Source organism: Variovorax sp. PAMC26660 (assembly GCF_014302995.1).
Lineage (GTDB): Bacteria > Pseudomonadota > Gammaproteobacteria > Burkholderiales > Burkholderiaceae_C > Variovorax.
This window is the reverse complement of record NZ_CP060295.1, coordinates 6,102,257-6,125,345: the sequence shown is the minus strand read 5'-3', so window position 1 is coordinate 6,125,345 and position 23,089 is coordinate 6,102,257. Positions and strand designations below refer to the sequence as shown.

Sequence of the window (23,089 nt, the reverse complement as noted above, 5' to 3'; positions counted from 1 at the left end):
CGTGCAGCCAATCGGAGGGGCTGTGTCATTCGGATGCGGAAGCGATCTGGCTGGACAGCAGCGTGCAGCCGCATGCGCTCTTGTCGCCGTGCCGCGCCACGCGCCGGCCGTCGAGCGTGACGTAGCGGCTTCCTGTGACGATCGGGTTGACGCCGTGGCCGGGAAGCGGGCATGACACCAGATCGCCGATGCGCGCCACGCGGCGTTCGTCGATGCTCGTGTTTTCGGATGCGGTGATCACGATGCCGCCATGGTCGGTCTTGTCATGCAGAACGATCCATGGCCGATCGTCATCCGCTGCGGGTTGATCCTCATCCATTCGAACTCCCCCTTGCTTGCCTCGTGGTTTGTCGATGCAACAGATGCCTTGCCGGCATTCAATCGCGTGGCAATTTGAAACCGGGCTTGCGGTACTCCACGTGACCGTAGTCCTTGAAAGACCACCGACCACCCCAGACCAAGCCCACGGACTCGGCAACTTCGCCGTAAAGACGGTAGCCCTCCATGGCCCATGGGTCTCTTTCCGAGATTACCAATTTGCCATTGCGAAAGAACGCGTTGTCTGCCGCAAGTCCGTACTGATGATAGCTTTGATTCGCCTTGGCCAATGTCACTGTATTGCCCAATGCAGCGAGTTTGGCCTGCCGTTCGGGGCTGCGATAACCCTCGAGCAACGCGAGGTCGTAGCCATGCTTCTCTTTCATGATCTTGTAGACAAGCAGCAGGCGATTGCGAAAGTCCGCATCGAGCACAGCCCAGTCGCGACTGCCCTCCTTCGTGAGCGGACGCACCTGCTCGACTTCGGCCGTCGCGAAGACTTCAGGAGGCAAGGGCTGCGGCGGCACCAGTTGCTCGCCCTTGAGCAGCGCCTCGATCTTGGGATCGCTTGTGGTCGCCCAGTCGTCGAAAAAAAGAACACGGCCGGTTCCGAAGGCCACGCTCAACATCACTGGAACAATAAGAAGGCCCATGCCCGAGAGCAACAGATAGCGATGACGTACGGCAAAAATACGCACACCCGAACCACCATCGCGCACTAACTGAAAACTTGCTTCGGACACTAATCCGAATCGATGGCCAATCTTGATGAAAAAGACTGCAGTTGCGGTGGCAATTGCGACCGTCGTTCGCAAGACACGATCGCGAAAAGAAGGGAATAAGAAGATGGCAAGCGCGGCCACCATCAGGGCAAAATAACAAAAGAGAGTGAAGAAGATCAACGGTGTTCGAAGAGTGCAATTCATTGTATGAGTCGCTCGACAATCCGAACCCGTTGCGCGCAACAACTGCATCCATGTTGCAACGTTGCGTCGTCGGTCACACCATAAAGCTGCGGGGAGAGAAGATATGCCTGCTTTCGGGACCACCCATCCATGATGGGCGCGCCAGACGCCAACAAGGGGCGGCCGAGCCTGCTCGGCTCGAACGAACCCACCACAGCAGCATCGCCCGCTGCATCCGGTGGCGAATCCACACGTGTGCTCGCGCAACTCGGCGGTCGCAATGCCGACAAACGGTCTTTCATCAAGAGACCCGGCGTGTGGGCTACGTTGGTGCTGCTGATCGGCGTTGGGGGCGCAGCAACCTACCAGTTGCAATCCAGGCGCGCCGATACGTCGGTGAATGTTGCAGTCGCCACGCCAGCGAATCCGACGCCGGCCGTTGTGGCTGCCCCCCCGAAGCCCGAGGCGCCTGTAGTCACCGCCACGGCGCCCTCCTCCGCAACGCCAGAGCCCACGCCTGCGCGCATCGTCGAAAGCGACACGCCCCCACCACAACAACAGCAATCCACGCCGTTCGCGGCGATCGGCGCGCAACCCATGGCCGTACAGCCTGCAGGCAAGTCCACGCGCGTCGCAGCCAAGCCGCCCGCGAAGTCGACTGCGCGCACCGACAAGACGACGGCGACCGCGGCAGCAAAGAAGCCTGAGCACGTCGCGTCCAAGCAGCCCGCGCGCACGGCAAGCAACAACAAGCCCGTCAAGACGGCCGCCAACGGATCGAAGACGCCACGACGCGCCAACGACACCACGCAAGCGTCGTCACGCCCTGGCAAGCCCGACCCGGACACCGACCTGCTGAGTGCCCTGCTTAAACGCAGCAAGACATCAGACCCCGCGCCACAGCCGTCGGCGCTGACCGAGGTTGCAGCGGATTGCAAATCCGGCCAGCGATGCAAACCATGAGCACCCGTGCCAACGCGAATCAAGACAATGCCAACTGCTGACCGCAGCACACTCTGGGCCGAACTCAGCCAGGCCAACCGGCTCTACCGTCTCGAGGTTCCAGGCGCTGCACCGAATGCCAGCATCGATGCCCTGCGCGTCGAAGGCTGGGTGCAGCGCGAGGCCGTGTCGCAGCCGTTCGAGATGCGCATCGTCTGCCTGAGCCTGCGCGCGGACCTTGCGCTCACCTCGATGATCGACCAGCCCCTCACGCTGATCACCGTGCTGGCCAACGGCTCACTCGGCAAACGCACAGGGCTGATCCGCGCGGTGGAATCGTTGGGCTCCGATGGCGGCCTCGCGCGCTATCGGCTCACGCTCGTGCCTTGGATCTGGCTTGCCACGCAGCAGGGCCGCAGCCAGGTGTTCCAGCAACGCTCGGTGGCCGACATCATCGAGCGCGTGCTCGCACCCTATGCCGATGCGGGCAACTGGGCCTTCTCTTCCGAAGTGAGCGGCTTTCTCGCCGATGCGCCCGTTCGCACCTACTGCACGCAGTACCGCGAGAGCGACTTCGATTTCTTCTCCCGCCTACTGACCGAAGAGGGCCTGGCCTGGCGCATCGAGGAAGACGAGAAGGCACCCATGGGGCACAAGCTTGTGATCTTTTCCGCGAACGATGCGCAACCCGTCGATCCGGGCTCGCCCATCCGCTTTCATCGCAAGAGCTCGCAAGAGCGCAGCGACGCCGTGCAGGCGCTGGTTCGCCGCATGCGGCAGTCGGTGGCGCAGGTGCACCTGAGTGCGTGGAACGTCGACGGCAAACGCCAGCTTGCGGGCAGCGCTGCCGCACGGTTCGCCGTGGGCGGCAAGAACGCGCCGCGCATCGAATACGACGACGTGCTCGGCCTGAACGATCACAGCCGTGGCTGGGACAGCAACCGCACGCTCGAGCGCTACGCCGGCCTGATGATGGAGGCAGCCGAATGCCGCGCCGACGTGATGCTCGGCCACAGCACCGTGCGCACGCTGCGCGCGGGCACCCGCATCGACATCGACGATGCGCCCGCGCTCGGCCTGCAGGCCAAGCCTGCACTGCTGCTGGACACCGTCGAGCACGTGGGCATCAACAACCTGCCGAAAGACACCGCGGCATCGATTGCCGCGCAACTGGGCGATCTGTCGGAGCACCTCGTGTTCGACATGCCATGCGCGTCTGTCACTTCCGAGGCCGATGTGTTCGGACTGGTGCCGACGGCCACGGGCAGCACACACGAAGGCGCGAACGATGTCCGCCCGCAGGCGCAGAGTCTTGCGGCCGCAAAGACCCTTGGCTACGCCAACAGCTTCTCGGCCGTGCATGTGGAGCGCCCTTGGCGCCCCGTGCTGGCGGCTGCAGACGGGGCACGGCTGCACGCCAAGCCCACGGCCAGCGGCGTGCACAGCGCGATCGTGGTCGGCCCCTCGGGCGAGACTTCGCCCAGCGGCGCCGACGAGCTCTATTGCAACGATCGCGGCGACGTGCGCGTGCGATTCCACTGGCAGAGCAACACGGCCGGGAACAGGGGTGGCAACGGCGACAACGCGCAAGACAACCGCAGCACCCGCTGGATCCGCGTAGCCCAACGCCAGGCCGGCCCCGGCATGGGCTGGCAGTGGCTGCCGCGCATCGGCCAGGAGGTGCTGGTGAAGTTCGTCGACCTCGATGTCGACCAGCCCGTCGTCGTCGGTGCCCTGTACAACGGACGCGGCGACGGCGGCATCGCCCCCACGCCTGGTGGCGCATCGCGCAATCAGGAACGCTCGGGGCAAGGCCAGGAGGCCGATGTCTTTGCGCAGGCCCACAACGCAGCGCCCAGCGCGCAAGCCAACCTCGCTGCCGGTCATGCGCCGGCCTGGCACGGTGCCAGTGCGGACGACAAAGGGCATCGCAACGCGGCTGCGCTGAGCGGCTTCAAGACCAAGGAGTTCGGCGGCGACGGGTTCAGCCAGTTGGTGTTCGACGATTCGAACCAGCAGTTGCGCGTGCAGTTGCATGCGAGCACGGCCCACAGCCAGTTGAACCTGGGGCATCTGATTCATCAGGCCGACAACTTCCGCGGCAGCTTCCGCGGCCAGGGGCTGGAGCTTCGCACCGATGGCTATGCCGCATTGCGTGGCGGCAAGGGCGTGCTGTTGAGCACGTACCACGGTGCGGGCGGGAAGCGCCTTGAGCCTGTGGGCGACTTTGCGCCTGGCATGGCGCTTCTCAAGCAGGTGCAGCAGTTGGGGCAGGCGCTGAGCGAAGCCTCGATGAAGCACGAGACCGTGCAACTGGCCGGACACATCGGTGCCGACAAGACCAATGATTCGCAGCTCGACAAGGAGCGCGCGCCTTATGCAGCGATGCTGCATGCGGTGAGCGGCATGGTGACGGACGATGCACTCGATGCGGCCTATTCAGATGCGTCAGGCAAGGCCGTTGCAACCGGAGATGGCAAGGTGCCTCATACGACCGATGCGGTGATCGCACTGGCTGCCCGTGGCGGTCTTGCGATGGTGGCCGGGCAGCAGTTGCAGATCGTGGCGGGCGAGACCGCCACGCTGGCCAGTGGTGGGGATATCAACCTTGCGCTGGCTGATGTGCTGAGGGTGCACAGCGGGCAGGCCATCGGGCTGCTGGCTGGTGCGCAGAAGGCGGATGCTGAAGCGGGCCTTTCGATCATCGCGGGCAGTGACGACCTGGACTTTCAGGCACAGCACGATGAGTTGCGGATACAGGCCAAGGATGCGTTGAAGATTGCCAGTACCGACAAGACGGTGGAGTTTGCGTCGAAGAAGAAGATTCGCATTGCCACTGCGCAAGGTGCTTCGATCACGCTGCAGAACGGGGACATCACGTTTGAGTGTCCGGGGAAGATTACTTATCACGCGGTGCAGAGGAAGCTGGCCGGACCGACCAGTTCACCGTACGGACTGCCTTTGTTCCCCCAGAGCATCTGCATAGAGTGCATGCTGAAGGCGGCAAAAAGCGGAGCTCCCTTCTCCGCCCTGCAATGAGCGCCGCACTGGAATTCGCCACCGACCCGATCGATCCCTCCAGCCTGGCGCAAGCTGTGCAAGAGCTCACCGTCGCTCAACCATCCCTCAGAGCCTGGCTGCTGATTGACGCGGCGCTGCTGGAGCCTGAGCGCCTGGCGTCGGCGCTTCGCCGCAACGAATGGACTTATGTGGGCGCCCTGGCAACCACGCCGCTGGCTGCCTATGGCACACAGGGCCCGCAGTTGCTGGAAATTCCACTGGATGACGACGTAGCGGCCGAAGGTATTCGGCGGCTCGTTTCCATCGGGCCTGAGGCTCCTGCATTCAGTTGGCTGGTTTCGAATCAGCCCATCAAGAATCTGCAGGCCTGCTTTGGATACCTTGCGCAAGCTCGGCAAGATGGATTGAAATTGCATTGCCGCATGAGCGATACGCGCGTTCTTCCGGCACTTCTTGCAACGCTTTCCGGGTCACAAACTGGTCGTGTTGCGCAAACCATTGCGCAATGGCAATGGTTCGATCGTGATGGCACCATCGTTGATTGGCTTGCTCCAGTATCGGAAGACGGCATCTCAGATACAGGCGATCATCTCGAACTCGACGCCCTGCAATTTTCCTCGCTTATCAATGCGGCGGAGGCCGATGGCATCTTTGCGCAATTGCTTGAGACGGTAGCGCAACTGGTGCCCCGAACCGGCCGTGCATTGTTTCATCGGCAGCTTCAAGGCACCCTTGGGCATGCTACGGATCTGGGAGTAACAGGCAACCCGGATCGACTTCAGTTTGTTGTGCTGTCGCTGACTTGCGGCGAGGATTTTTACAAACACCCCGCCCTTTCAGACACTTGGCAATCTGTTGCGCAGGGAGCCAGTCTTACAGCCTTGATGAAAGACTGGAGCGATGTTCTGTGGAACGCATTGGAAAACCGTACTCAATGAAACGCATCACCACCCTTACGCTTTGCGCGCTTGCACTGCTGGCTTTTCCACTGGTGGCCTGCAGTGGCAAAGAACGGGCACCTGAAGTCTATAGCGCCAATATCAGTGCCTACAACCACACGGGCAAATACATTCATCAGTTCTATGTGGACGGCGCGGGCGGTGGCAACTCGCGGCCGTATGGCGGCGGCGGCAGCTTCGTCTGTTGCATTTCCTATCCAGGTCAATGGCGTCCCGGCCTCAGCGCAAAGGTGAAGTGGACGACTTCCAGCGGCGACCCCAGAGATACAAGCCCCGAAGCGGCAGTTGAGCACTGGCACGAGAAAACTGTACTCATCGAAAAATACGACATGCCAGGTAGCACGCTCAATGTGCACTTCCTTTCTGGAGGCGAGATTCGGCTGATCATCTCCAGCAAGGGCGCAGGTGCTAAAGGCTATCCCGGCCCCGACTATCCGCTAAAGCCATCGAGCTTGAAATGATCGGTCAAGGCAAGCAAGAGACTATTTGAAGCATCTGGGAGGAAAGAGAAATGGCCAAATTTCGCGAAGGCTGGTACGAGATCAGCTTTGACGCCAATACTCGCAACCGACGCTGTCGTTACTACAAGACCACTTCGCTCTACACGGCCGAATGCATCGTCAAGGAGTCCGGGCTGCAGATATTGCTGTGGGCAGATGAGGCAGGCCGACACAGTGCATGGTCATCCAACTATCGCCCGCTGGATAACGCACCTCCGGGTGACTGGTGGGACAACGACCCCGGTGGTACCAACTACCAGCCTGGTCTGCCTGGCGATCAATCGCGCGCCAATCGCAAACTCAGCGCGCGCGAACTTTGTCAGCGTGCAGCCAGCGCCGACCCTGCCAAGGCCGATGGTCTGAGTTGCTCCAAAGAGATTCACGTGGGATTGTTTTTCGACGGTACCAACAACAACATGGCGCGCGATCTGCGCGACCAAAGCCATTCGAATGTGGTCAGCCTCTTCAACGCTCACAAAGAAGAAAAAGCCGAATACTTTCGCTACTACATGCCTGGCGTCGGCACTCGCTTTCCAGAGATTGGCGAAGACAAGGAATCCGATGACGGCAAGCGTTTTGCAAGTGGCGGCGAAGCTCGAATCCATTGGGCGCTACTTCAGGTCTACAACGCGTTGCATCGGACCTACCACACATCCGACCTTATACAGCCGGACGAGATGAAGAAGCTCTGCGTGAGCGGGTTATCGACCTTCTGGCGCCTGGGCGACGACAAGCTGATCAGCATCTTCAAGGACATTCAGGACCGCCTGTTAAAAGCCATCCGGGACCAACGGCCGCGCGTAACCAAGCTGCATTTATCGGTTTTCGGTTTTTCGCGTGGATCGGCCGAAGCACGCACTTTTTGCCAATGGATTCAAAAGGCCGCCGAAAACATGATCGTCGGCGAAGCCAAATTGGAGCTTCATTTTCTCGGCATCTTCGACACCGTAGCCTCTGTGGGACTTGCCGATTCGTCGCCGATCGGCCAAGGCTTTCAAGACTGGGCCGACGGGACGATGGACATTCATGGTGTCAATCAGACTGTTCACTATGTGGCGGCACATGAAATCCGCCAGTCATTTCCGTTGTCAACGGCACGCATTCGGGCCAAGAGCTATCCACCGAACACCAAGGAGTTTGTCTATCCGGGGGCGCATTCCGACCTAGGGGGAGGCTATCCCGCGAAATCTCAAGGCAAGGGAATGGGTGGGCGAACCGCATTGCTTTCGCAGATCCCCTTGATGGATATGTATTTCGAGGCCCTGGCGGCGGGTGTTCGATTGGATGCCAAAGACGAAATGTTGCCAGCGGCGAAAGTCGACTTCAATGTTGACTCTGCCCTGGACAAGGCTTTCAGCGACTACGCCGCCTGGACCAAAGCGCAGGAAAAACAGAATGTGGCCAATGGCGGCGAGCCGGTGCAAAACCGCATGCGCTATCACATGGAGTTGTATTGGCGCTGGCGCGCATCCAAGGCCGACAAAGCAGTATTCGAGGCCATGTCGAGCTATGTGAATTCCAAGGAGCAAGACCGACAGGACCTCTGGGAGTCTGAACTGGACTGGCGCGCGGACGTCAAGGCGGCACAAGACGCCAGCCGCCCGACACAGGTCTTCAACGCAATGTCGGGCACCTTCGTCGATCTACCACCAGCCGCCGACGAAGTGCAAAAACGCATCGTGCAGGCTGTGGCGGCAGCAAAGGATGTCCCACAGAACGCCGGTGATTTCTTCGACAAGTATGTCCACGACTCCCACGGCGGATTCTGGATGCTCGGCCCCATCACCAAGGAGAACCGTCAGGATTTCATCGCCAGCATCAAACAGAAAAAGGCCACGCGTGATCGATTGCTGAAAGAGGCAGAAGAGCAAGGCAATCCGGGGCGCGCGAGAAACTTCCGCAATCAGGCCAGCGCCTATGAACTCAACAACTTCGAACGTCGTGTGCTTGAGGCTAATGCGAAAGAGCCGGAGACGATACCGCTGATGACAGACGCGGATGCAGCCGACCTGCGCGACAACGCTGGCACCGCCGCCACGATTGCGCTGAAGATCATGGGCACCGGCACTCGCCGCGAGCCGCACGGCCATGGCCGCTATCGGCGCGTATTTGACAAAAGCTGATCCTCCTCCCGGCGATGAAAGGCGCAGCCATAGCCTTTGGTCACTTGGGCTGTTCATTTTCCTTCTACGTGCTGCTGACCGATTGCGAGCAAAAAATGGGGCTTTTTTAAAAACGTTGCTTCTCGCGCCGTTTTCTATGTTGCTGATCGGCGCGTTGGTTGCTGCCTGCCACGCCAAGGAAGCAGCGCAGCCAGTTGCCGAGGAAAAGGAGATCGGATTGCAGGTAGAAGGGCTGAACTACTCTGGCATTCCCATTGGCGTGTTCTACGTGAATGACCAATGGGCGGGTAATGTGGGCACATTCGCGGGTGGCGGAGGTGTTGCCACCAGCATCGGACTTCCTCGCGCCTGGAACCCTGGCCTGAAAGTCACGATCAAGTGGCGCAACGACCTGCTGTACGCCAAGGAACCCGAGGGCCTCTACACCAGGGTGATCGATGTTCCGCAGTACAGCGGCCTTCTCGGTGGTTCTTTCTGGGTCGCATTCCTGCCAGACGATCAGATCAAGGTCTATGCCTCCCAGTACGCCCCAGGACATCCCGAGTTCCCGAATTCAGAACTCATCAATCCCCGGCAGTACTGCTTGATACGCCCGGTGTGCCACGACAAGTTTTATCCGGGTGAGCGCGTCCCCGAGGCATGGGAGACCTTGCCGATTGCACTGCAGCCCTCGCCTCCGCCAGGCTCTGTCGCGGTCACACCCCCTTCGAAAGACGGGGAAGAAAAACCCAAGCGATGACTGCAAGCAGAGTTCTGGAGCCCAGCTGCACGAGAGAACGCCCGTTGCGTGTACGTGCATTGAAGACGCTCGCGTAACTGAATCCCTCCTCCTTCAGCCTGGCGTTGACGGCCTCTATGTCGAGCGTCGATTTCTCGATGATGAGGCGCAGGTCGTCACGAATCTCCTTGAGGGCCCATAACGTCTCGATCGCGCTGATCTCGTAACCGCTTTCGAGCGAGGCAATTTGGCCGCTGAGCGTCATGCCCAGCCCGTCAAAGGAGAGGGCCCACCTCGCGCCAACTAGCCATTGCGGCTAGTGCCCGCCCTCTCCTATCGGGCGAGGATCACTGACAGATCCGATTCCGCCGTGCCGTCCTCGCGCTTGCGCGCTGCGCGCCGGCTGCAAAAAAGCCCACACCCGGGGCAGGAGACGCGCAACATGAGCGACACAGTCACAGCGGCGATGCGATCGGCGGATGCACGCGAAGCACCGCGCTATCGCGATGCGTTCCTGTCGCGACCCACCACCGCCCACGAGATCCGCGCCGATGGCAGCCTGCTGCTCCGCTCGGTGAACACGCCGGTCGTGGCCACCGAAACCGGCTTCAGCGGCTTCGTGCCGCGCTGGGCCGTCACCCGCGGTGCGCAAACGGCTTTCGGCGAACGCAGCGGGCCGGATGCGTGGCGCACCATCACCTGGGCCGAGTTCCACCAGCAGATGCTTCGCGTCGCGGCGGCGTTGCTCGAACAGGGACTCTCCCAGTCGCGGCCATTGATGATCCTGTCGGGCAATTCAATCGAGCAAGCCCTGCTCGTGGTGGCCGCGGAATATGTCGGCATTCCGACTGCGCCGGTCTCCCCTGCCTACTCGCTTCAATCCGGCTCGTTCACGCGGCTGCGCGGCATTCACGAGTTGGTCGAGCCCGCCGCGGTCTTCGTGCAGTCGGCCCTGCCGTTCGCCAACGCGCTGGAGGCCGTGGGCATGTCGGGCAATGCAGTGATCGCGGTGAACGGCGCCGCAGATGGCCAGATCGAATGGCGCGCCTTGATCGACGCACCGCTGACGCCGTCGCGCCTGGCCGCAGTGGAAACAGCCCGCGCGGCCATCGCGCCGAAAGACGTGGCACGCATCTTCTTCACGTCGGGATCAACCGGTACGCCCAAAGGCGTGCCGCTCACCTACGACAACGTCTCGATGATGATCGGGCAGATCCTGTACGCGAACCTGCCTTCGCAGGGCGAGCCGGTGGTGATGCTGGACTGGCTGCCCTGGAACCACGCCTTCGGAGGCCTTGGCAATCTCGGCCGTGCGCTCACGATGGGAGCCTCCTACTACATCGACGACGGCCGCCCGCTGCCGGGCCAGTTCGCACGCACCGTGCAGAACCTGCGGGAAATCTCGCCCACGCTGTATGCCAACGTGCCGGCCGCGTGGGGCCTGCTCGCCACGGAACTGGACCGCGATGAGGCGCTTGCACGTTCCTTCTTCTCGCGCATCCGGTTCGTCGGCTATGGCGGCGCCAGCCTGCCGCGCGACGTCTGGGAGCGCTTCCAGGCCGCTGCGGTGCGCACCGTGGGCGAGCGCATCGTCTTCACCTCGGGTTTCGGCTCGACCGAAACCGCAGCACTGGGAATGACCTTCAACAGGCCCAGCGACGACGTCGGCAACATCGGCGTGCCGAACCCCGGGATGGAGGTGAAGCTCGTTCCACTGGAAGGCGGCGACGGCCGCTACGAAGTCCGCATGCGCGGCCGCCACCTCTTTCCCGGCTACCTCAAGCGCCCCGACCTGACCGCCGCGGCTTTCGACGACGAGGGCTTCTACAGCCTGGGCGATGCAGTTCGCCTGGCCGATCCGTCGATGCCCGAAGCCGGGCTGCGCTACGCCGGCCGCTGCGTCGAAGACTTCAAGCTCAGTAACGGAACCTGGGTGCGCACCGGGTCGACCCGGCTGGGCCTGATCGAACAGTGCGCGCCGTTGATCGCCGACGCCGTGATCTGCGGCCACGACCGCGACCATGTCGCCGCGCTGGCCTGGCCCAACGTCGCGGCCTGCCAGCGCCTGGCACCCGAGCTGGCGAATGCGACGGCGCAAGTCCTGGTGACGCACCCCCTCGTCGTCGGTGCCATCCAGCGCCAGTTGCGCGCGCAGGCCTCGACCATCGCAAGCCAGCAGATCCGGCGCGTGCTGCTGATGGCGGAGCCGCCCTCCCCCGACGCCAACGAGATCGCCGACAAGGGCTACATCAACCAGGCCACAACCCGCCAGCGCCGTGCCCATCTGGTCGAGGCGCTCTATGCCGATGCCCCCGGTGCCGCCGTGGCGACCACCGACTGATCACCCTGTTCCGTCATCCAAGGAGTTTGCGACATGCAAGTCGAACGCAGCGTCTATCGTGAGGACCACGAGACATTCCGCACCACGGTGCGCCGTTTTCTGGAACGCGAGTGCGTACCGCACCAGGCCGAATGGGACCGCGACGGCCAGGTCAGCCGCGAGGTCTGGCTCAAGGCCGGCCGCGAAGGCCTGTTGTGCACCACGCTGCCGACCGAGTACGGCGGCGGTGGCGGTGACTTCGGCCACGCGGCCATCATTGCCGAGGAGATCGCGCACGCCGGCGTCGGCGGCCTGTCGATCGGGCTGCACTCGGACATCGTGGCGCCCTACATCAACCGCCTGGGCACCGAGGCGCAGAAACAGAAGTGGCTGCCGGGCATCTGCCGCGGCGAACAGATCCTGGCGGTGGCCATCACCGAACCGGGCGGTGGCTCGGACGTGAAGTCGCTGCGCACCACCGCAGTCCGTGACGGCGACCACTACATCATCAACGGCAGCAAGACCTTCATCAGCAACGGCTTTCTCAGCAACCTGGTGGTCGTGGTGTGCAAGACCGACCCTGCCGCTGGCGCCAAGGGGGTGAGCCTGGTCGTGGTCGAGACGGACCGCCCGGGCTTTCGCCGCGGCCGCAAGCTCGACAAGGTCGGCATGCACGCCCAGGACACGGCCGAACTGTTCTTCGACGACATCCGCGTGCCGGTGCTCAACCGGCTGGGCGAAGAAGGCAAGGGCTTCGCCTACCTGATGCAGGAACTGCCGCAGGAGCGCTTCATGATCGCCATCAGCGCCGCAACCAAGCTCGAGCGGCTGCTCCAGCAGACCCTCGAATACGTGAAGGACCGGCGCGCCTTCAACCAGACCGTGTGGGACTTCCAGAACACCAAGTTCAAGCTGGCCGACATCAAGGCCCAGTCGGTGGCGCTGCGCACGATGGTCGACTACTACCTCGCGGCGCACATGAGCCGACGCCTGACGGTGGAAGAAGCCGCCATCGCCAAGCTGTTCGCCACCGAGACGCTGTGGAAGTGCATCGACGACATGGTGCAACTGCACGGCGGCTACGGCTACATGCTGGAGTACCCCATCGCACGCGCCTTCGTCGACATGCGCGTCAGCCGGATCTACGGCGGCACCAGCGAAGTGATGCGCGACCTGATCTCGCGCAAGCTGTAGGCCGGGCAAACCGGCACCCCAGAAAGGAGCATTTTCGTGATCGACAAGAACATCATCGGCATGGCGTTCCCGCCTTTCGCCATCACCGCCGAAGCCGGGCAACTGCGCTTCTTCGCCAAGGCCATCGGCGAGACCGATCCGGTCTACTTCGACGAGTCCGCCGCGCGCGACGCCGGCCACCCCACGTTGCCGCTGCCGCCCACCTTCCTGTTCTCGCTGGAGCTTGCGCGTCCGCCGAGCAACTGGCGCGAAGAAGCCGGCATCGAGCTGGCGCGCGTGCTGCATGGCGAGCAGTCCTTCACCTACCGGCGCATGGCCCATGCGGGCGACACGCTGCACTTCGACAGCCGGGTCACCGACGTCTACGACAAGAAAGGCGGCGCGCTCGAATTCGTCGTCATGGAAACCCGCGTTACCAACCAGCGCTCGGAACACGTGGCCGACATCCGCAAGGTGCTGGTGCACCGCAATGGCTGAGCACAAGGAACATCCGATGAAGACACTGAATTTCGACGCCCTCGAACCTGGCGACACCCTGCCGCCGCTGGCACTCGCCCCGATCACCCGGACGACCCTGGCGCTTTTCGCCGGTGCATCGAACGACCACAACCCGATGCACATCGACCTCGACTTCGCGCGCCGTGGCGGCATGCCCGACGTGTTCGCGCAAGGCATGCTGTCGATGGCCTACCTGGGCCGGCTGCTGACGCAGTGGGTCGACCAGCGCAAGGTGCGCCAGTTCAACGCGCGCTTCGCCGGCATCACGCACCTGGGCAACGAGATCACCTGCACGGGAGAGGTCGTCGAAAAGTTCGAAGCCGACGGCGAGGAGCGTGTGAAGGTGGAGATCCGCACCACCAACCAGGACGGCGAGGTGAAGATCCTGGGCGACGCGATCATCGCGCGCTGAACCTGCCAAAGCGTGACCCCGGTGCCACGGCGCCGGGGTCACCACGCGATCACTGCATGAAATCCGGCCCGGCGAGCCTGACCAGTTCGCGCGTGCGCGCCGACTCGCTGGCGATCAGTGTGTTGAACGCCTCCCGGCCCGTGCCGGCAAACTCCCCGCCGCTGATGCGCACCACCTGCTCGCGGAACGCCGGATCGGCGGCCGCGCGCACCATCAGCGCCTCGAACTTGCCGGCAATCGGCGCCGGCGTCCGGGCGCGGATCGCAAAGCCGATGAAGGTGAAGAGCGTGTAGTCGGCCACGCCGCCCTCCTGCGCAGTGGGCACCGCCGGCATCAACGGATGGCGCTTGCCCGACGACACGGCCAGTCCCCGCACCTTGCCCGAAGCGATCAGCGGCGCCGCGCCGCCAACGTCGATCAGCGCCGCATCGGCCACCCCGCCGATCACGTCGGCGATGGCCTGCGAAGCGCCCTTGTAGGGAATGGCGTTGAACTTCACGCCCGCGCGGCGTGCCAGATCCAACGCGCCCAACCGGTACGAGTTGCCGTAGACACCGATGCTGACCGACCCGGGCACCTTGCGTGCCGCATCGAGCAGATCGCCCAGCGTCTTGAACCGCGAGTCGGGCGACGTCACCAGCACGGCCGGAATGCGCACCAGGTCGAGCATCGGCGCGAGGTCTTCCACCTTGTAGGGCAGGTCCTTGATGACCAACGGATTGATCACCATGGTGCTGTTGCTGATGAGCACCACCGAATGGCCGTCCGGCGGCGACCCCAGCAGGTTCTGAGTGCCGACGACAAGATCGGCGCCGGGCCGGTTCTCGACGAAGGTCGCCTGCCCCGAGACCGCCCTGAACTGCTCCGCCATCAGCCGCGTGAGCGTGTCGCCGCTGCTGCCGGGCCCGATGGGCACGATGAAGCGCACCGCGCGGGACGGATAGCCCTCGTCGGCCTGGGCCAGCGAGAGTGCGGGCATGGCCAGGGCCAGGCCCAGCAACGCGAATACACCGGTCTTCTTCATGCTTTGTCTCCTTGGAAGGTCCACTGGATGCGGCGCACCAGCGGCCGGATGTTTTTCACGCAAGCGCGGACGCGGCAGCGCGCGCGGCGCGGTCGCGCTCGTCCTGCTGCGCCTGCAGCTCGCGCCACAGGATCTTTCCCGTTGCCGTCTTGGGCAAGGCATCGACGAACTCCACCATGCGCGGCACCTTGTAGGCCGACAGGCGGGTGCGCGCCCATTCCGTCACCGCGTCCGGCGCCAGCGTGCCGCGCGCGGCCGGGCGCAACACCACGAAAGCCTTGACGGTCTCGCCGCGGCGCGCATCGAAGGCCGAGATCACGCAGGCCTCCTGCACGGCCGGATGGCCGTAGAGCGAGGTCTCGATCTCGGCCGGCCAGATCTTCAGGCCCGCGGCATTGATCATTCGCTTGAGCCGGTCGGTGACATAGAAATAGCCGTCCTCGTCGTGATGGCCGATGTCGCCGCTGCGCAGGAAGCGCTTGCCGTCGATCTCGATGGTCGCCGCCGCCGTCGCCTCCGGCTGGTTCCAGTAGCCCCCGAACAAAGTGGGGCCGTGGATCACGATTTCCCCGGCGTGCGCGGGCCCCAGCTCCACGCCCGAGTCGGGATCGATCACCCGGGCATCGCAGTTGATGTGCGGCACGCCCGCGCACTGGCGCCGCGCGGCCTGCGGCGGGTTGATGTGCGAGGCGCCGCAGGCCTCCGTCAAACCGTAGCTTTCGATGAAGGACAGCCCCAGCCGTTCCTCGATCTTGCGGATCAGTGCCTCGGGCATGGCCGTGGCGCCGCCGTAGAGGCGCCGCAGCGAAGACAGGTCGCGCTGCGCGATGTCGGGTCGCGAGAACACCTCGGCCAGCATCGGCGTGACGGCGCACCAGGCGTACAGGCGCAGGCGCTCGATCAGCTCGACCACCGCATCGCCGTCCCAGCGCGACAGCAGCACGACGGTGCGGCCGACGTAGATCGCCAGGTTCATGACGTTCATGCCGGCCAGGTGGCTGGTCGGCATGACGAGCAGTTCGGTCTGGTCGGCCTGCTCCGACAGCCACTGCACGCGCTGGAGCGACGCATGGGCGAAGTTGCGATGGGTCAGCATCGCGCCCTTGGGCTTGCCGGTGGTGCCCGAGGTGTAGGCCACCACGGCGAGGTCGCTGCCCCCGCCCTGCATCGGGGTCGGCGCGATGCCGGCCGCAAGCGCGCCGGAGAACGCGTGCAGCCCGGTGCCGGTCAAGGGGCGCCGCGCCTCGCGCACGAACTCGGGAATTTCGAGAAAGGGCACCTCCTCTGGCCGCCCGGCGAACTCGCAGGCCGCGCCGACCACGCAACCGTCCAGGCGGTTGTCATCGAGCAGGCACTGCGCCCTGTCCATCATGTCCTGCGTTGCGATCAGCACCCGCGCACCGGAGTCGCTGGCGTAGTAGGCAACCTCCTGCGCGGTGCTCATCGCGTTCATTGCCACCACCACGGCGTCGCATCGCAGCACCGCGTAGTAGGCAATGACGAACTGCGGGCAGTTCTGCATCAGCAGCAGCACCCGGTCGCCGCGCCGCACGCCCAGCCGCTGCTGCAGATAGCCGGCCAGCGCCAGTACATCCGCATGCAGGCTGCGGTAGCTGGTCGAGCGTCCGTAGTAGGAGATGGCGGCCTTGTCCGGCGCGGCCTCGGCGCTTTTCGCGAGGTGGCTGAACAGGTTGCGATCGGCCACTTCCAGCGTCTGCGGAACGCCGGCGGGCCAATGTGCGTAGTGGCGGGTCAACCGTGCCATGAGAAATGCCTTGCGAAAGTCGCCGAGCGAGCGCCCGTGCTAGAAACCGCCGCGCCCGCCGCCGCAGATCAGCGTCTGGCCAGTGACGTAGTTCGACTCCGGGATGCAGAACATGTAGACCGAGCCCGCCGCTTCCTCCGGCGTTCCAGGGCGGCCCAGCGGAATTTCGCTGCTCGCCCGCTCGATGGTCTCGGGCCGCACACCGATGCGGATTTCCTTGCCCTCGATCTGGATCGTCTTGGCTTCTTTCACGGGCTGCGTGAGCCGGGTCGCGATGAAGCCGAAGGCCACGCAGTTCACGTTGACCTTCATGCGGCCCCATTCCTTGGCCAGCGTCTTGGTCATGCCCACCAGGCCCGCCTTGGCGGCCGAGTAGTTGACCTGGCCCGTGCTGCCTTGCGTGCCGGAAATGGAGGAGATGTTCACCACCTTGCGAAACACCTCCTTGCCGCTTTCGGCCTCGGCCTTGCTCACCTCGCGGAAGTACGGCTGTGCGGCGCGCAGCACCTGGAACGGCGCCTTCAGGTGGCAATCGAGAATCGCGTCCCACTGCTCGTCGCTCATCTTCTGGATCACGTTGTCCCAGGTGTAGCCGGCGTTGTTGACGATGATGTCGATGGCACCGTAGGCGTCGAGCGTAGCCTTGACGAAGTTGTTGCCGAAGTCCGTCGCGGTCACGCTGCTGGCAAACGCGACGGCCTGGCCGCCGGCGGCGCGGATCTCCGCCACCACCTCGTCGGCCGGTCCCGCATCGAGGTCGTTGACCACCACCTTGGCGCCTTCATCAGCGAATTTCAGCGCGATGCACCGGCCGATGCCGCGTCCTGCGCCGGTGACCATGGCCACTTTGCCTTCGAGTTTTCTGTTCATGCTTTCTTTCTCCTGTGGATGAATGTCAAAGGGCGGCCACCACGGCTTCGCCGAGGATCTTCACGTCGCCGTTCTGGTTGGCGCACTGCACTTCGACGCGCAGGCGCGGCTCGCCTTCGTGTTCGAAGCGCTCGGTCACACGGCCGGTACACAGCGGCACGTCGTGCACCTGCGTGATGCCGGTGAAGCGCACATGCAGGCGCCGCAGCCGCTGCTGCCCCGCCCAGTTCGTGACCAGCCGCCCCACGTAGGCGGCCGAGAGCATGCCGTGCGCGAACACGTCGTCCAGGCCGGCGTTGCGGGCGAAGTCGATGTCGATGTGAATCGGGTTGTGATCGCCCGAAGCGCCGGCATACAACGCCAGCGTGGTGCGGGAGATCGCGGGCAACTGCAGTGCGGGAATGCTGTCGCCCACCTGCATGTCTTTCAGTGCCAGAGTCGTCATGTCTTCATGCCTCCGTGAGCTGGCGTTGCACAAGGGCCGTGCGCAGGTCGGCGATGTGCACGCCGTCCTGGTTGGTCACGCGCGTCTGCTTCACCAGAAACTCCAGCGTTCCGCCCTTCTTGTCGTAGACATCGACGATCTTGGGTTCGTAGCTGAGGGTGTCGCCGGCATAGGCCTGCGCGTGGTATTCATAGGTCTGCTCCGCGTGCAGCAGGCGCTTCAGGTCGATGCGGGCCAGCTCCAGCAGCGCGCGCGTCTGGAACAGCCGGCCTTCCAGGCACGACAGGAAGGTGGGTGGCACGCGCAGCGCGCGGTGGCCGGCGTCGCGCGCCGCGGACGCGTCGAGGCAGGTCGCATCGGTCTCGCCGATGGCCTGTGCATACGCGCGCACGGCGCCTTCTTCGACGGTGAGGCTGCGCTTGCCGAGGGTGTGGCCGATGAGGTTGCGGTCGAGCATGTCGCTTCTCCCTTCAGTTCCGGCCGTACAGCGTCACCACGCAGGCGCCGCCAAGACCGAGGTTGTGCTGCAGCGCGAGCGTCACGCCATCAACCTGCCGCTGGTCGGCCGTGCCGCGCAACTGGTGCGTCAACTCGTAGCACTGCGCCAGGCCGGTGGCACCCAGCGGATGGCCCTTGGACAACAGGCCGCCCGACGGGTTGGTCACCACCCGCCCGCCATAGGTGTTGTCGCCGTCCTCGACGAACTTCTCGCCCTCGCCCACCGGGCACAGGCCCAGCGCCTCGTAGGTCAGCAGTTCGTTCTGGGCAAAGCAGTCGTGCAGCTCGCAGACACGGATGTCCTTGGGGTCGACGCCGGCCTTCTCGTAGACCTTGTGCGCCGCCGCCTGCGCCATGTGGAAGCCGGCGTAGCTGATCATCGACGGCGGATCGAAGGACGCCACCGGATCGGTGGTCATCGCCTGCGCCAGGATCTGCACGTCGCTGCGCAGGCCGTGCTTTTTCGCGAACTTCTCGGACACGATCAGCGCGGCGGCCGCGCCGCAAGTCGGCGGGCAGGCCATCAGGCGCGTCATCACGCCGGGCCACATCACCTTGTCGTTCATCACGTCCTCGGTGCTGAGGACGTTCCTGAAAAGCGCCAGCGGATTGCCGGCCGCATGCCGGCTGGCCTTGGCGCGGATGGCGGCGAAGGTTTCCATCTTCGTGCCGTACTTCTGCATGTGTTCGCGGCCCGCCCCGCCGAAGGTGCGCAGGGCCTGCGGCAAGTCGGCCACGTCGGCCGTGAGGTCGCTGACGATGTGCGCGACGCGTGCGCGCGTGCGCGGCCGGTCGTCCCAATGCGACTTGAGCGCACCGGCCTGCATCTGCTCGAAGCCCAGTGCCAGCACGCAGTCGGCGTCGCCGAGCGCCACGGCCTGGCGCGCCAGGTAGAGCGCGGTCGAGCCGGTCGAGCAGTTGTTGTTGACGTTGACGACCGGAATGCCGGTGAGCCCGACTTCATACAGCGCGGTCTGCCCGCAGGTCGAGTCGCCGTACACGTAGCCCACATACGCCTGCTGCACCAGCTCGTAGCCGATGCCGGCGTCGGCCAGTGCGCGGCGCACCGCGTCGGCCCCCATGTCGGTGTAGCTCGGGCTCGCGCCGGGTTTGGAAAACGGGATCATGCCGACGCCGCCGACCAGGACTTTTTCACTCATGGGTTCTCCAGTTCAAAAAAGGAAAAGGGATGCAAACAGCGCAGGCTCACAGCTTGCGTGCGATGAGGTCGCGCATGACCTCGTTGGCGCCGCCCACCACGCGCGAGACGCGGTAGTCGGTGAAGGCGCGTGCAATGGGGTACTCCAGCATGTAGCCGTAGCCGCCGTGCAGCTGCACCATGTCGTCCAGGCACTTCCACAGAGCCTCCGTGGCGTACATCTTGGCAATGGCGGCCTCCTGCACGCTGAGCTTGCGGCGCAGGTGTTCACCCAGGTAGTAGTCGACCATCGTGCGCACGGCCACCGACTGCGCCTTGACGTCGGCCAGCTTGAACTTGGTGTTCTGGAAGTCCCACACGGTCTGGTTGAAGGCCCGGCGGTCCTTCACGTATTCGAGCGTGAGGCCGAGCAGGCGCTCCAGCGCAACGGCCGCGTACAGGGCGATGATCAAACGCTCCTGCGCCAGCTCCTGCATCAGGTAGGCGAAGCCCTGGTTCTCTTCGCCCAGGCGGTTGGCAACCGGAACGCGCAGGTTGTCGAAGAACAGCTCGGCGGTGTCGGCCGCTGGCTGGCCCACCTTGTCGAGCTTGCGGCCCCGGCGAAAGCCCGCGCGGTCGGCCTCGACCATGATCAGGCTCACGCCCTTGGCGCCGGCGGCCGGATCGGTCTTGCACACCAGCAACACCATGTCGCAGCTCAGGCCGTTGCTGATGAAGATCTTGCTGCCGTTGATGACGTAGTCATCACCGTCGCGCACGGCGGTGGTGCGGATCGCCTTCACGTCGGAGCCGCCACCCGGCTCGGTGATCGCCACCGCCAGGATCTTCTCGCCGCGGCAGATGCCCGGCAGCCACTGCTGCTTTTGCGCCTCGGTGCCAAGCCGCACGATGTAGGGCGCGACGATGTCGGAGTGCAGCGAGAACCCCGCGCCCGACACACCCGCGCGGTGCACTTCTTCGAGAACGATGGCCGCATGGCCGAAGTCGCCGCCACCGCCGCCGTATTCGGCAGGCACCGTCACGCAAAGCAGGCCTTCGCGACCGGCCTTGCGCCAGGTCTCGCGGTCGACCATGCCGGCCTTGTCCCACGCGGCCTGGCGCGGCACGCACTCGCGTTCAAAGAACCGCCGCGCGCTGGGCCTGAGCATTTCGTGGTCTTCGCGAAAGACCGTGCGATTCACTTCCACTGGGAGCTCCTCTCGATGCGTCTGTTGATGGAACTGCGGCTTCGGGAAACCGGGCCGCCTTGGGGTTCATGATCGCCAGTCGCGCCGCAAAATTCACTAGCCGTAATGGCGAGTCGGCCCGCGCAATCGCCCTGCCGGCACGCGCGCTCAGTCCATCCGTGCGCCCGAGATCCGCACCAGCTTCTCGATGACCGGCCCACTGGCCTCGAAGCCCTCACGTGCCTCTTTGGCGCTGTTGCCGACTCCGATCAGGCCGAAGACCTGAAAGCGCGCCTTGAGCTGCGCGGTCTGGATCGCGGCGCGCGCCTCTTTCTCCAGGCGGGCGAGCACGGGCGCAGGCGTGCCGGCGGGGACCATCATGGTCAGCCCGCCGATGATCTTGAATTCCGGGTCGCGAAAGCCGGCCTCGATCAGCGTCGGCACGCCCGGCAGGTCGTCGAGCCGCTGCTCACCCACCACGGCCAGCGGCCGCAGTTGGCCGCTCATGAAGTGCGGCGACAGGGAGCCGGCCGTGGCGAAGGCCCATGGGATGTGGCCGCCCACGAGGTCCTGGATCATCGGTGCCTCTCCCTTGTAAGGCACATGGGACATGCCGAGCTGGCGCGATTCGCTGAGGTAGGAGCTCATCAGATGCCCCGAGGAGCCCACCCCGTAGGACCCGTAGCTGACATGGCCTTTTCTGGTCTTGGCCCATGCAATGAACTCCGTCATGTTCCTGGCAGGCACGTCCTTGTGCACAGCCAGTACCAGGCTCGCATCGCAGATGTGCGTCACGAATGCGAGGTCGCGGCGCACGTCGTAGGGCACCTTCGCGAACGTGTAGTGCGCGTAGTAGATCGGTGTGGTGTGCGTCACCAGCAGGGTGTAGCCGTCGGCCGGTGCACGCGCGACGAGCTGCGTGGCCAGCATGCCCGACGCGCCGGGTTTGTTGTCGACGATGACGATCTGCCCCAGCGCCTTGCCCATCGTGTCGGCGAGCGATCGCGCGATCGCATCGGAGGCGCCGCCGGCGGGCGCAGGCACGACCATGGTGATGGGCCGCCTGGAAAAGTCCTGGGCGAAGCCGGGCGCGCTCCCCGCCAGGGCGGCGGCAAGCACGAAGGTCGGGATGCGGTTCATGGCGGACTCCTTGCCGGGCGTGTGGCTCCGGTCACGTGGCGGGGTGAATGGAAGGGCCCGCAATGCCGCTCGGCGTGCCGGCGGGCGAAGACCTGCGCGCTATTCCGGCTGGAGGCCCGTGGTGGTGATGTAGTGCTTCCACCGCGCCTGGTCGTCCAGGATGGCTTTCGCGAACTCACCCGACGCCGCCGGATAGGCCGCCGTTCCACGCTGCGTGAAATGCCTGTTGGCTTCGGGCGAACTGACGAACTCCACGGCCAGCAGCGAGAGCTTGTCCACGACGGCCCGCGGCGTGCCGGCCGGTGCGAACAGGCCCAGCCAGCTCGTCAGCGTGGCATCGCCCAGGCCCAGTTCGTTCAGCGTGGGCACGTCGGGCAGCGCGGCGACGCGCATCGGGCTCGACACCGCCAACGCCCTCAGCTTGCCGCCTTCCACCTGCGGCACGGCCTGCGACACCTCCAGCATCGCGTAGTCGAGCGTGCCGGAGATCAGGTCGGGCAGCAGCGCGGCCGAGCTCTTGTAGGGAATTTCCAGCGCCTGCACCTTCGCAAGGCCGTTGATCGCGGCCACCATGACCTTGTAGCCGGTGGTGCTCGTGCCGTAGCTGAGCTTGCCGGGCTGCGCACGCGCGCCCGCCATCAGGGCCTCCATGCTGCGGTACGGCGAGGTGGCCGGCACCATCACCACGATGGGCACCACGGACATGCGTGCAATCGGCACCAGGTCCTTGTTGGCGTCGTAGGGCAGCTTCTTGTAGAGGTAGGGGTTGGCCGTCACCGCGCTGGCCGCGGTCAGCAGCAGCGTGTAGCCGTCCGGCACGGCCTTGGCGACGTGGTCGGACGCCAGGATGCTGTTGGCGCCCGGGCGGTTCTCCACGTAGAAGTTCTGGCCGGTCTTCCGGCTCAGGTACGTTGCCGCGAGCCGCGTGAAGTCGTCGACCCCGGTGCCCGCGCCGCTGACCGACACGATGCGCACCGGGTGCGCGGGGTAGGACGCCGGCTGCGCCATCGCCGGCACGGACAAGCCCAGCCAGGTGCAACACAGGCTGGCCAGCACGCTCCGTCGATGCCGCGCAGTAGATTCTTGCGAGTTCTTGACCATGGCCTTGTCTC

General features: G+C 64.5%; 22 protein-coding genes. 10 read left to right on the top strand and 12 right to left on the bottom strand.

Annotated elements, in window-relative coordinates; translation table 11 throughout:
* Positions 1–25 precede the first annotated feature (25 nt).
* Positions 26–319 carry a PAAR domain-containing protein gene (locus H7F35_RS28795; protein ID WP_187109926.1) on the bottom strand — a complete coding sequence of 98 codons (294 nt, stop codon included), beginning with the start codon at positions 317–319 and terminating at the stop codon, positions 26–28.
* 58 nt (positions 320–377) lie between these two features.
* Complete coding sequence (locus tag H7F35_RS28790) at positions 378–1,220, bottom strand: M15 family metallopeptidase (protein WP_410010736.1); 843 nt, start codon at positions 1,218–1,220, stop codon at positions 378–380.
* A 153-nt stretch (positions 1,221–1,373) separates the two neighbouring features.
* On the opposite strand from H7F35_RS28790, the gene H7F35_RS28785 reads away from it, so the two are divergent.
* Genes H7F35_RS28785 through H7F35_RS28760 form a run of 6 tightly spaced genes read left to right on the top strand, consistent with a single transcriptional unit; the run spans position 1,374 to position 9,507 of the window.
* Positions 1,374–2,186: a hypothetical protein gene (locus H7F35_RS28785; protein ID WP_187109924.1), complete on the top strand. Its 813-nt coding sequence runs from the start codon at positions 1,374–1,376 to the stop codon at positions 2,184–2,186.
* Positions 2,187–2,213: 27 nt separating this feature from the next.
* Entirely contained in the window at positions 2,214–5,204 is a 2,991-nt protein-coding gene (locus tag H7F35_RS28780; RefSeq protein ID WP_187109923.1) for a type VI secretion system Vgr family protein, read from the top strand.
* Positions 5,201–6,124 (top strand): DUF4123 domain-containing protein, encoded by a 924-nt coding sequence (locus H7F35_RS28775; RefSeq protein WP_187109922.1) that lies wholly within the window; start codon positions 5,201–5,203, stop codon positions 6,122–6,124. Before H7F35_RS28780 ends, H7F35_RS28775 begins: the two co-directional genes overlap by 4 nt.
* Positions 6,121–6,606, top strand: coding sequence for a DUF3304 domain-containing protein (locus H7F35_RS28770; RefSeq protein ID WP_187109921.1), 486 nt, complete (start codon positions 6,121–6,123; stop codon positions 6,604–6,606). The genes H7F35_RS28775 and H7F35_RS28770 overlap by 4 nt, the downstream gene beginning before the upstream one ends.
* Positions 6,607–6,656: 50 nt before the next feature.
* Positions 6,657–8,768 carry a T6SS phospholipase effector Tle1-like catalytic domain-containing protein gene (locus tag H7F35_RS28765; RefSeq protein WP_187109920.1) on the top strand — a complete coding sequence of 704 codons (2,112 nt, stop codon included), beginning with the start codon at positions 6,657–6,659 and terminating at the stop codon, positions 8,766–8,768.
* On the top strand, positions 8,734–9,507 hold the full coding sequence (locus H7F35_RS28760) for a DUF3304 domain-containing protein (RefSeq protein ID WP_187109919.1): 774 nt from the start codon (positions 8,734–8,736) through the stop codon (positions 9,505–9,507). Before H7F35_RS28765 ends, H7F35_RS28760 begins: the two co-directional genes overlap by 35 nt.
* On the opposite strand, the gene H7F35_RS28755 is transcribed toward H7F35_RS28760, so the two are convergent.
* Entirely contained in the window at positions 9,464–9,751 is a 288-nt protein-coding gene (locus H7F35_RS28755; protein WP_187109918.1) for a hypothetical protein, read from the bottom strand. The two genes, H7F35_RS28760 and H7F35_RS28755, sit on opposite strands and share 44 nt — an antisense overlap.
* 177 nt (positions 9,752–9,928) lie before the next feature.
* On the opposite strand from H7F35_RS28755, the gene H7F35_RS28750 reads away from it, so the two are divergent.
* The 4 genes from H7F35_RS28750 to H7F35_RS28735 are packed head-to-tail and all read left to right on the top strand — an operon-like array spanning position 9,929 to position 13,910.
* Positions 9,929–11,827 carry a feruloyl-CoA synthase gene (locus tag H7F35_RS28750; protein WP_261803396.1) on the top strand — a complete coding sequence of 633 codons (1,899 nt, stop codon included), beginning with the start codon at positions 9,929–9,931 and terminating at the stop codon, positions 11,825–11,827.
* 33 nt (positions 11,828–11,860) lie between these two features.
* Complete coding sequence (locus H7F35_RS28745; RefSeq protein ID WP_187109917.1) at positions 11,861–13,000, top strand: acyl-CoA dehydrogenase family protein; 1,140 nt, start codon at positions 11,861–11,863, stop codon at positions 12,998–13,000.
* Between the two features lie 36 nt (positions 13,001–13,036).
* A complete protein-coding gene (locus H7F35_RS28740) occupies positions 13,037–13,477 on the top strand; it encodes a MaoC family dehydratase N-terminal domain-containing protein (protein ID WP_410010735.1) in 441 nt (146 codons plus the stop codon).
* A 16-nt stretch (positions 13,478–13,493) separates the two neighbouring features.
* Positions 13,494–13,910, top strand: a complete 417-nt coding sequence (locus tag H7F35_RS28735) for a MaoC family dehydratase (RefSeq protein ID WP_187109916.1) — start codon at positions 13,494–13,496, stop codon at positions 13,908–13,910.
* 49 nt (positions 13,911–13,959) lie between these two features.
* Here the strand turns inward: H7F35_RS28735 and H7F35_RS28730 are convergent, their stop codons facing one another.
* The 9 genes from H7F35_RS28730 to H7F35_RS28690 form a co-directional block, all read right to left on the bottom strand.
* A complete protein-coding gene (locus H7F35_RS28730; RefSeq protein WP_187109915.1) occupies positions 13,960–14,934 on the bottom strand; it encodes a tripartite tricarboxylate transporter substrate binding protein in 975 nt (324 codons plus the stop codon).
* Positions 14,935–14,989: 55 nt separating this feature from the next.
* A complete protein-coding gene (locus H7F35_RS28725; RefSeq protein WP_187109914.1) occupies positions 14,990–16,699 on the bottom strand; it encodes an AMP-binding protein in 1,710 nt (569 codons plus the stop codon).
* Between the two features lie 39 nt (positions 16,700–16,738).
* Positions 16,739–17,569 carry an SDR family NAD(P)-dependent oxidoreductase gene (locus H7F35_RS28720; protein ID WP_187109913.1) on the bottom strand — a complete coding sequence of 277 codons (831 nt, stop codon included), beginning with the start codon at positions 17,567–17,569 and terminating at the stop codon, positions 16,739–16,741.
* A 25-nt stretch (positions 17,570–17,594) separates the two neighbouring features.
* Positions 17,595–18,014: a MaoC family dehydratase gene (locus H7F35_RS28715; RefSeq protein ID WP_187109912.1), complete on the bottom strand. Its 420-nt coding sequence runs from the start codon at positions 18,012–18,014 to the stop codon at positions 17,595–17,597.
* 4 nt (positions 18,015–18,018) lie between these two features.
* The gene (locus H7F35_RS28710) at positions 18,019–18,471 is read right to left on the bottom strand and encodes a MaoC family dehydratase N-terminal domain-containing protein (RefSeq protein WP_187109911.1); all 453 of its coding nucleotides are present in this window, start codon (positions 18,469–18,471) and stop codon (positions 18,019–18,021) included.
* A 13-nt stretch (positions 18,472–18,484) separates the two neighbouring features.
* Positions 18,485–19,672 (bottom strand): lipid-transfer protein, encoded by a 1,188-nt coding sequence (locus H7F35_RS28705; protein ID WP_187109910.1) that lies wholly within the window; start codon positions 19,670–19,672, stop codon positions 18,485–18,487.
* Between the two features lie 46 nt (positions 19,673–19,718).
* A complete protein-coding gene (locus tag H7F35_RS28700) occupies positions 19,719–20,858 on the bottom strand; it encodes an acyl-CoA dehydrogenase family protein (RefSeq protein ID WP_187109909.1) in 1,140 nt (379 codons plus the stop codon).
* 147 nt (positions 20,859–21,005) lie between these two features.
* Positions 21,006–21,977, bottom strand: coding sequence for a Bug family tripartite tricarboxylate transporter substrate binding protein (locus tag H7F35_RS28695; protein WP_187109908.1), 972 nt, complete (start codon positions 21,975–21,977; stop codon positions 21,006–21,008).
* Between the two features lie 99 nt (positions 21,978–22,076).
* The gene (locus H7F35_RS28690; protein ID WP_261803395.1) at positions 22,077–23,078 is read right to left on the bottom strand and encodes a Bug family tripartite tricarboxylate transporter substrate binding protein; all 1,002 of its coding nucleotides are present in this window, start codon (positions 23,076–23,078) and stop codon (positions 22,077–22,079) included.
* Positions 23,079–23,089: the final 11 nt, after the last annotated feature.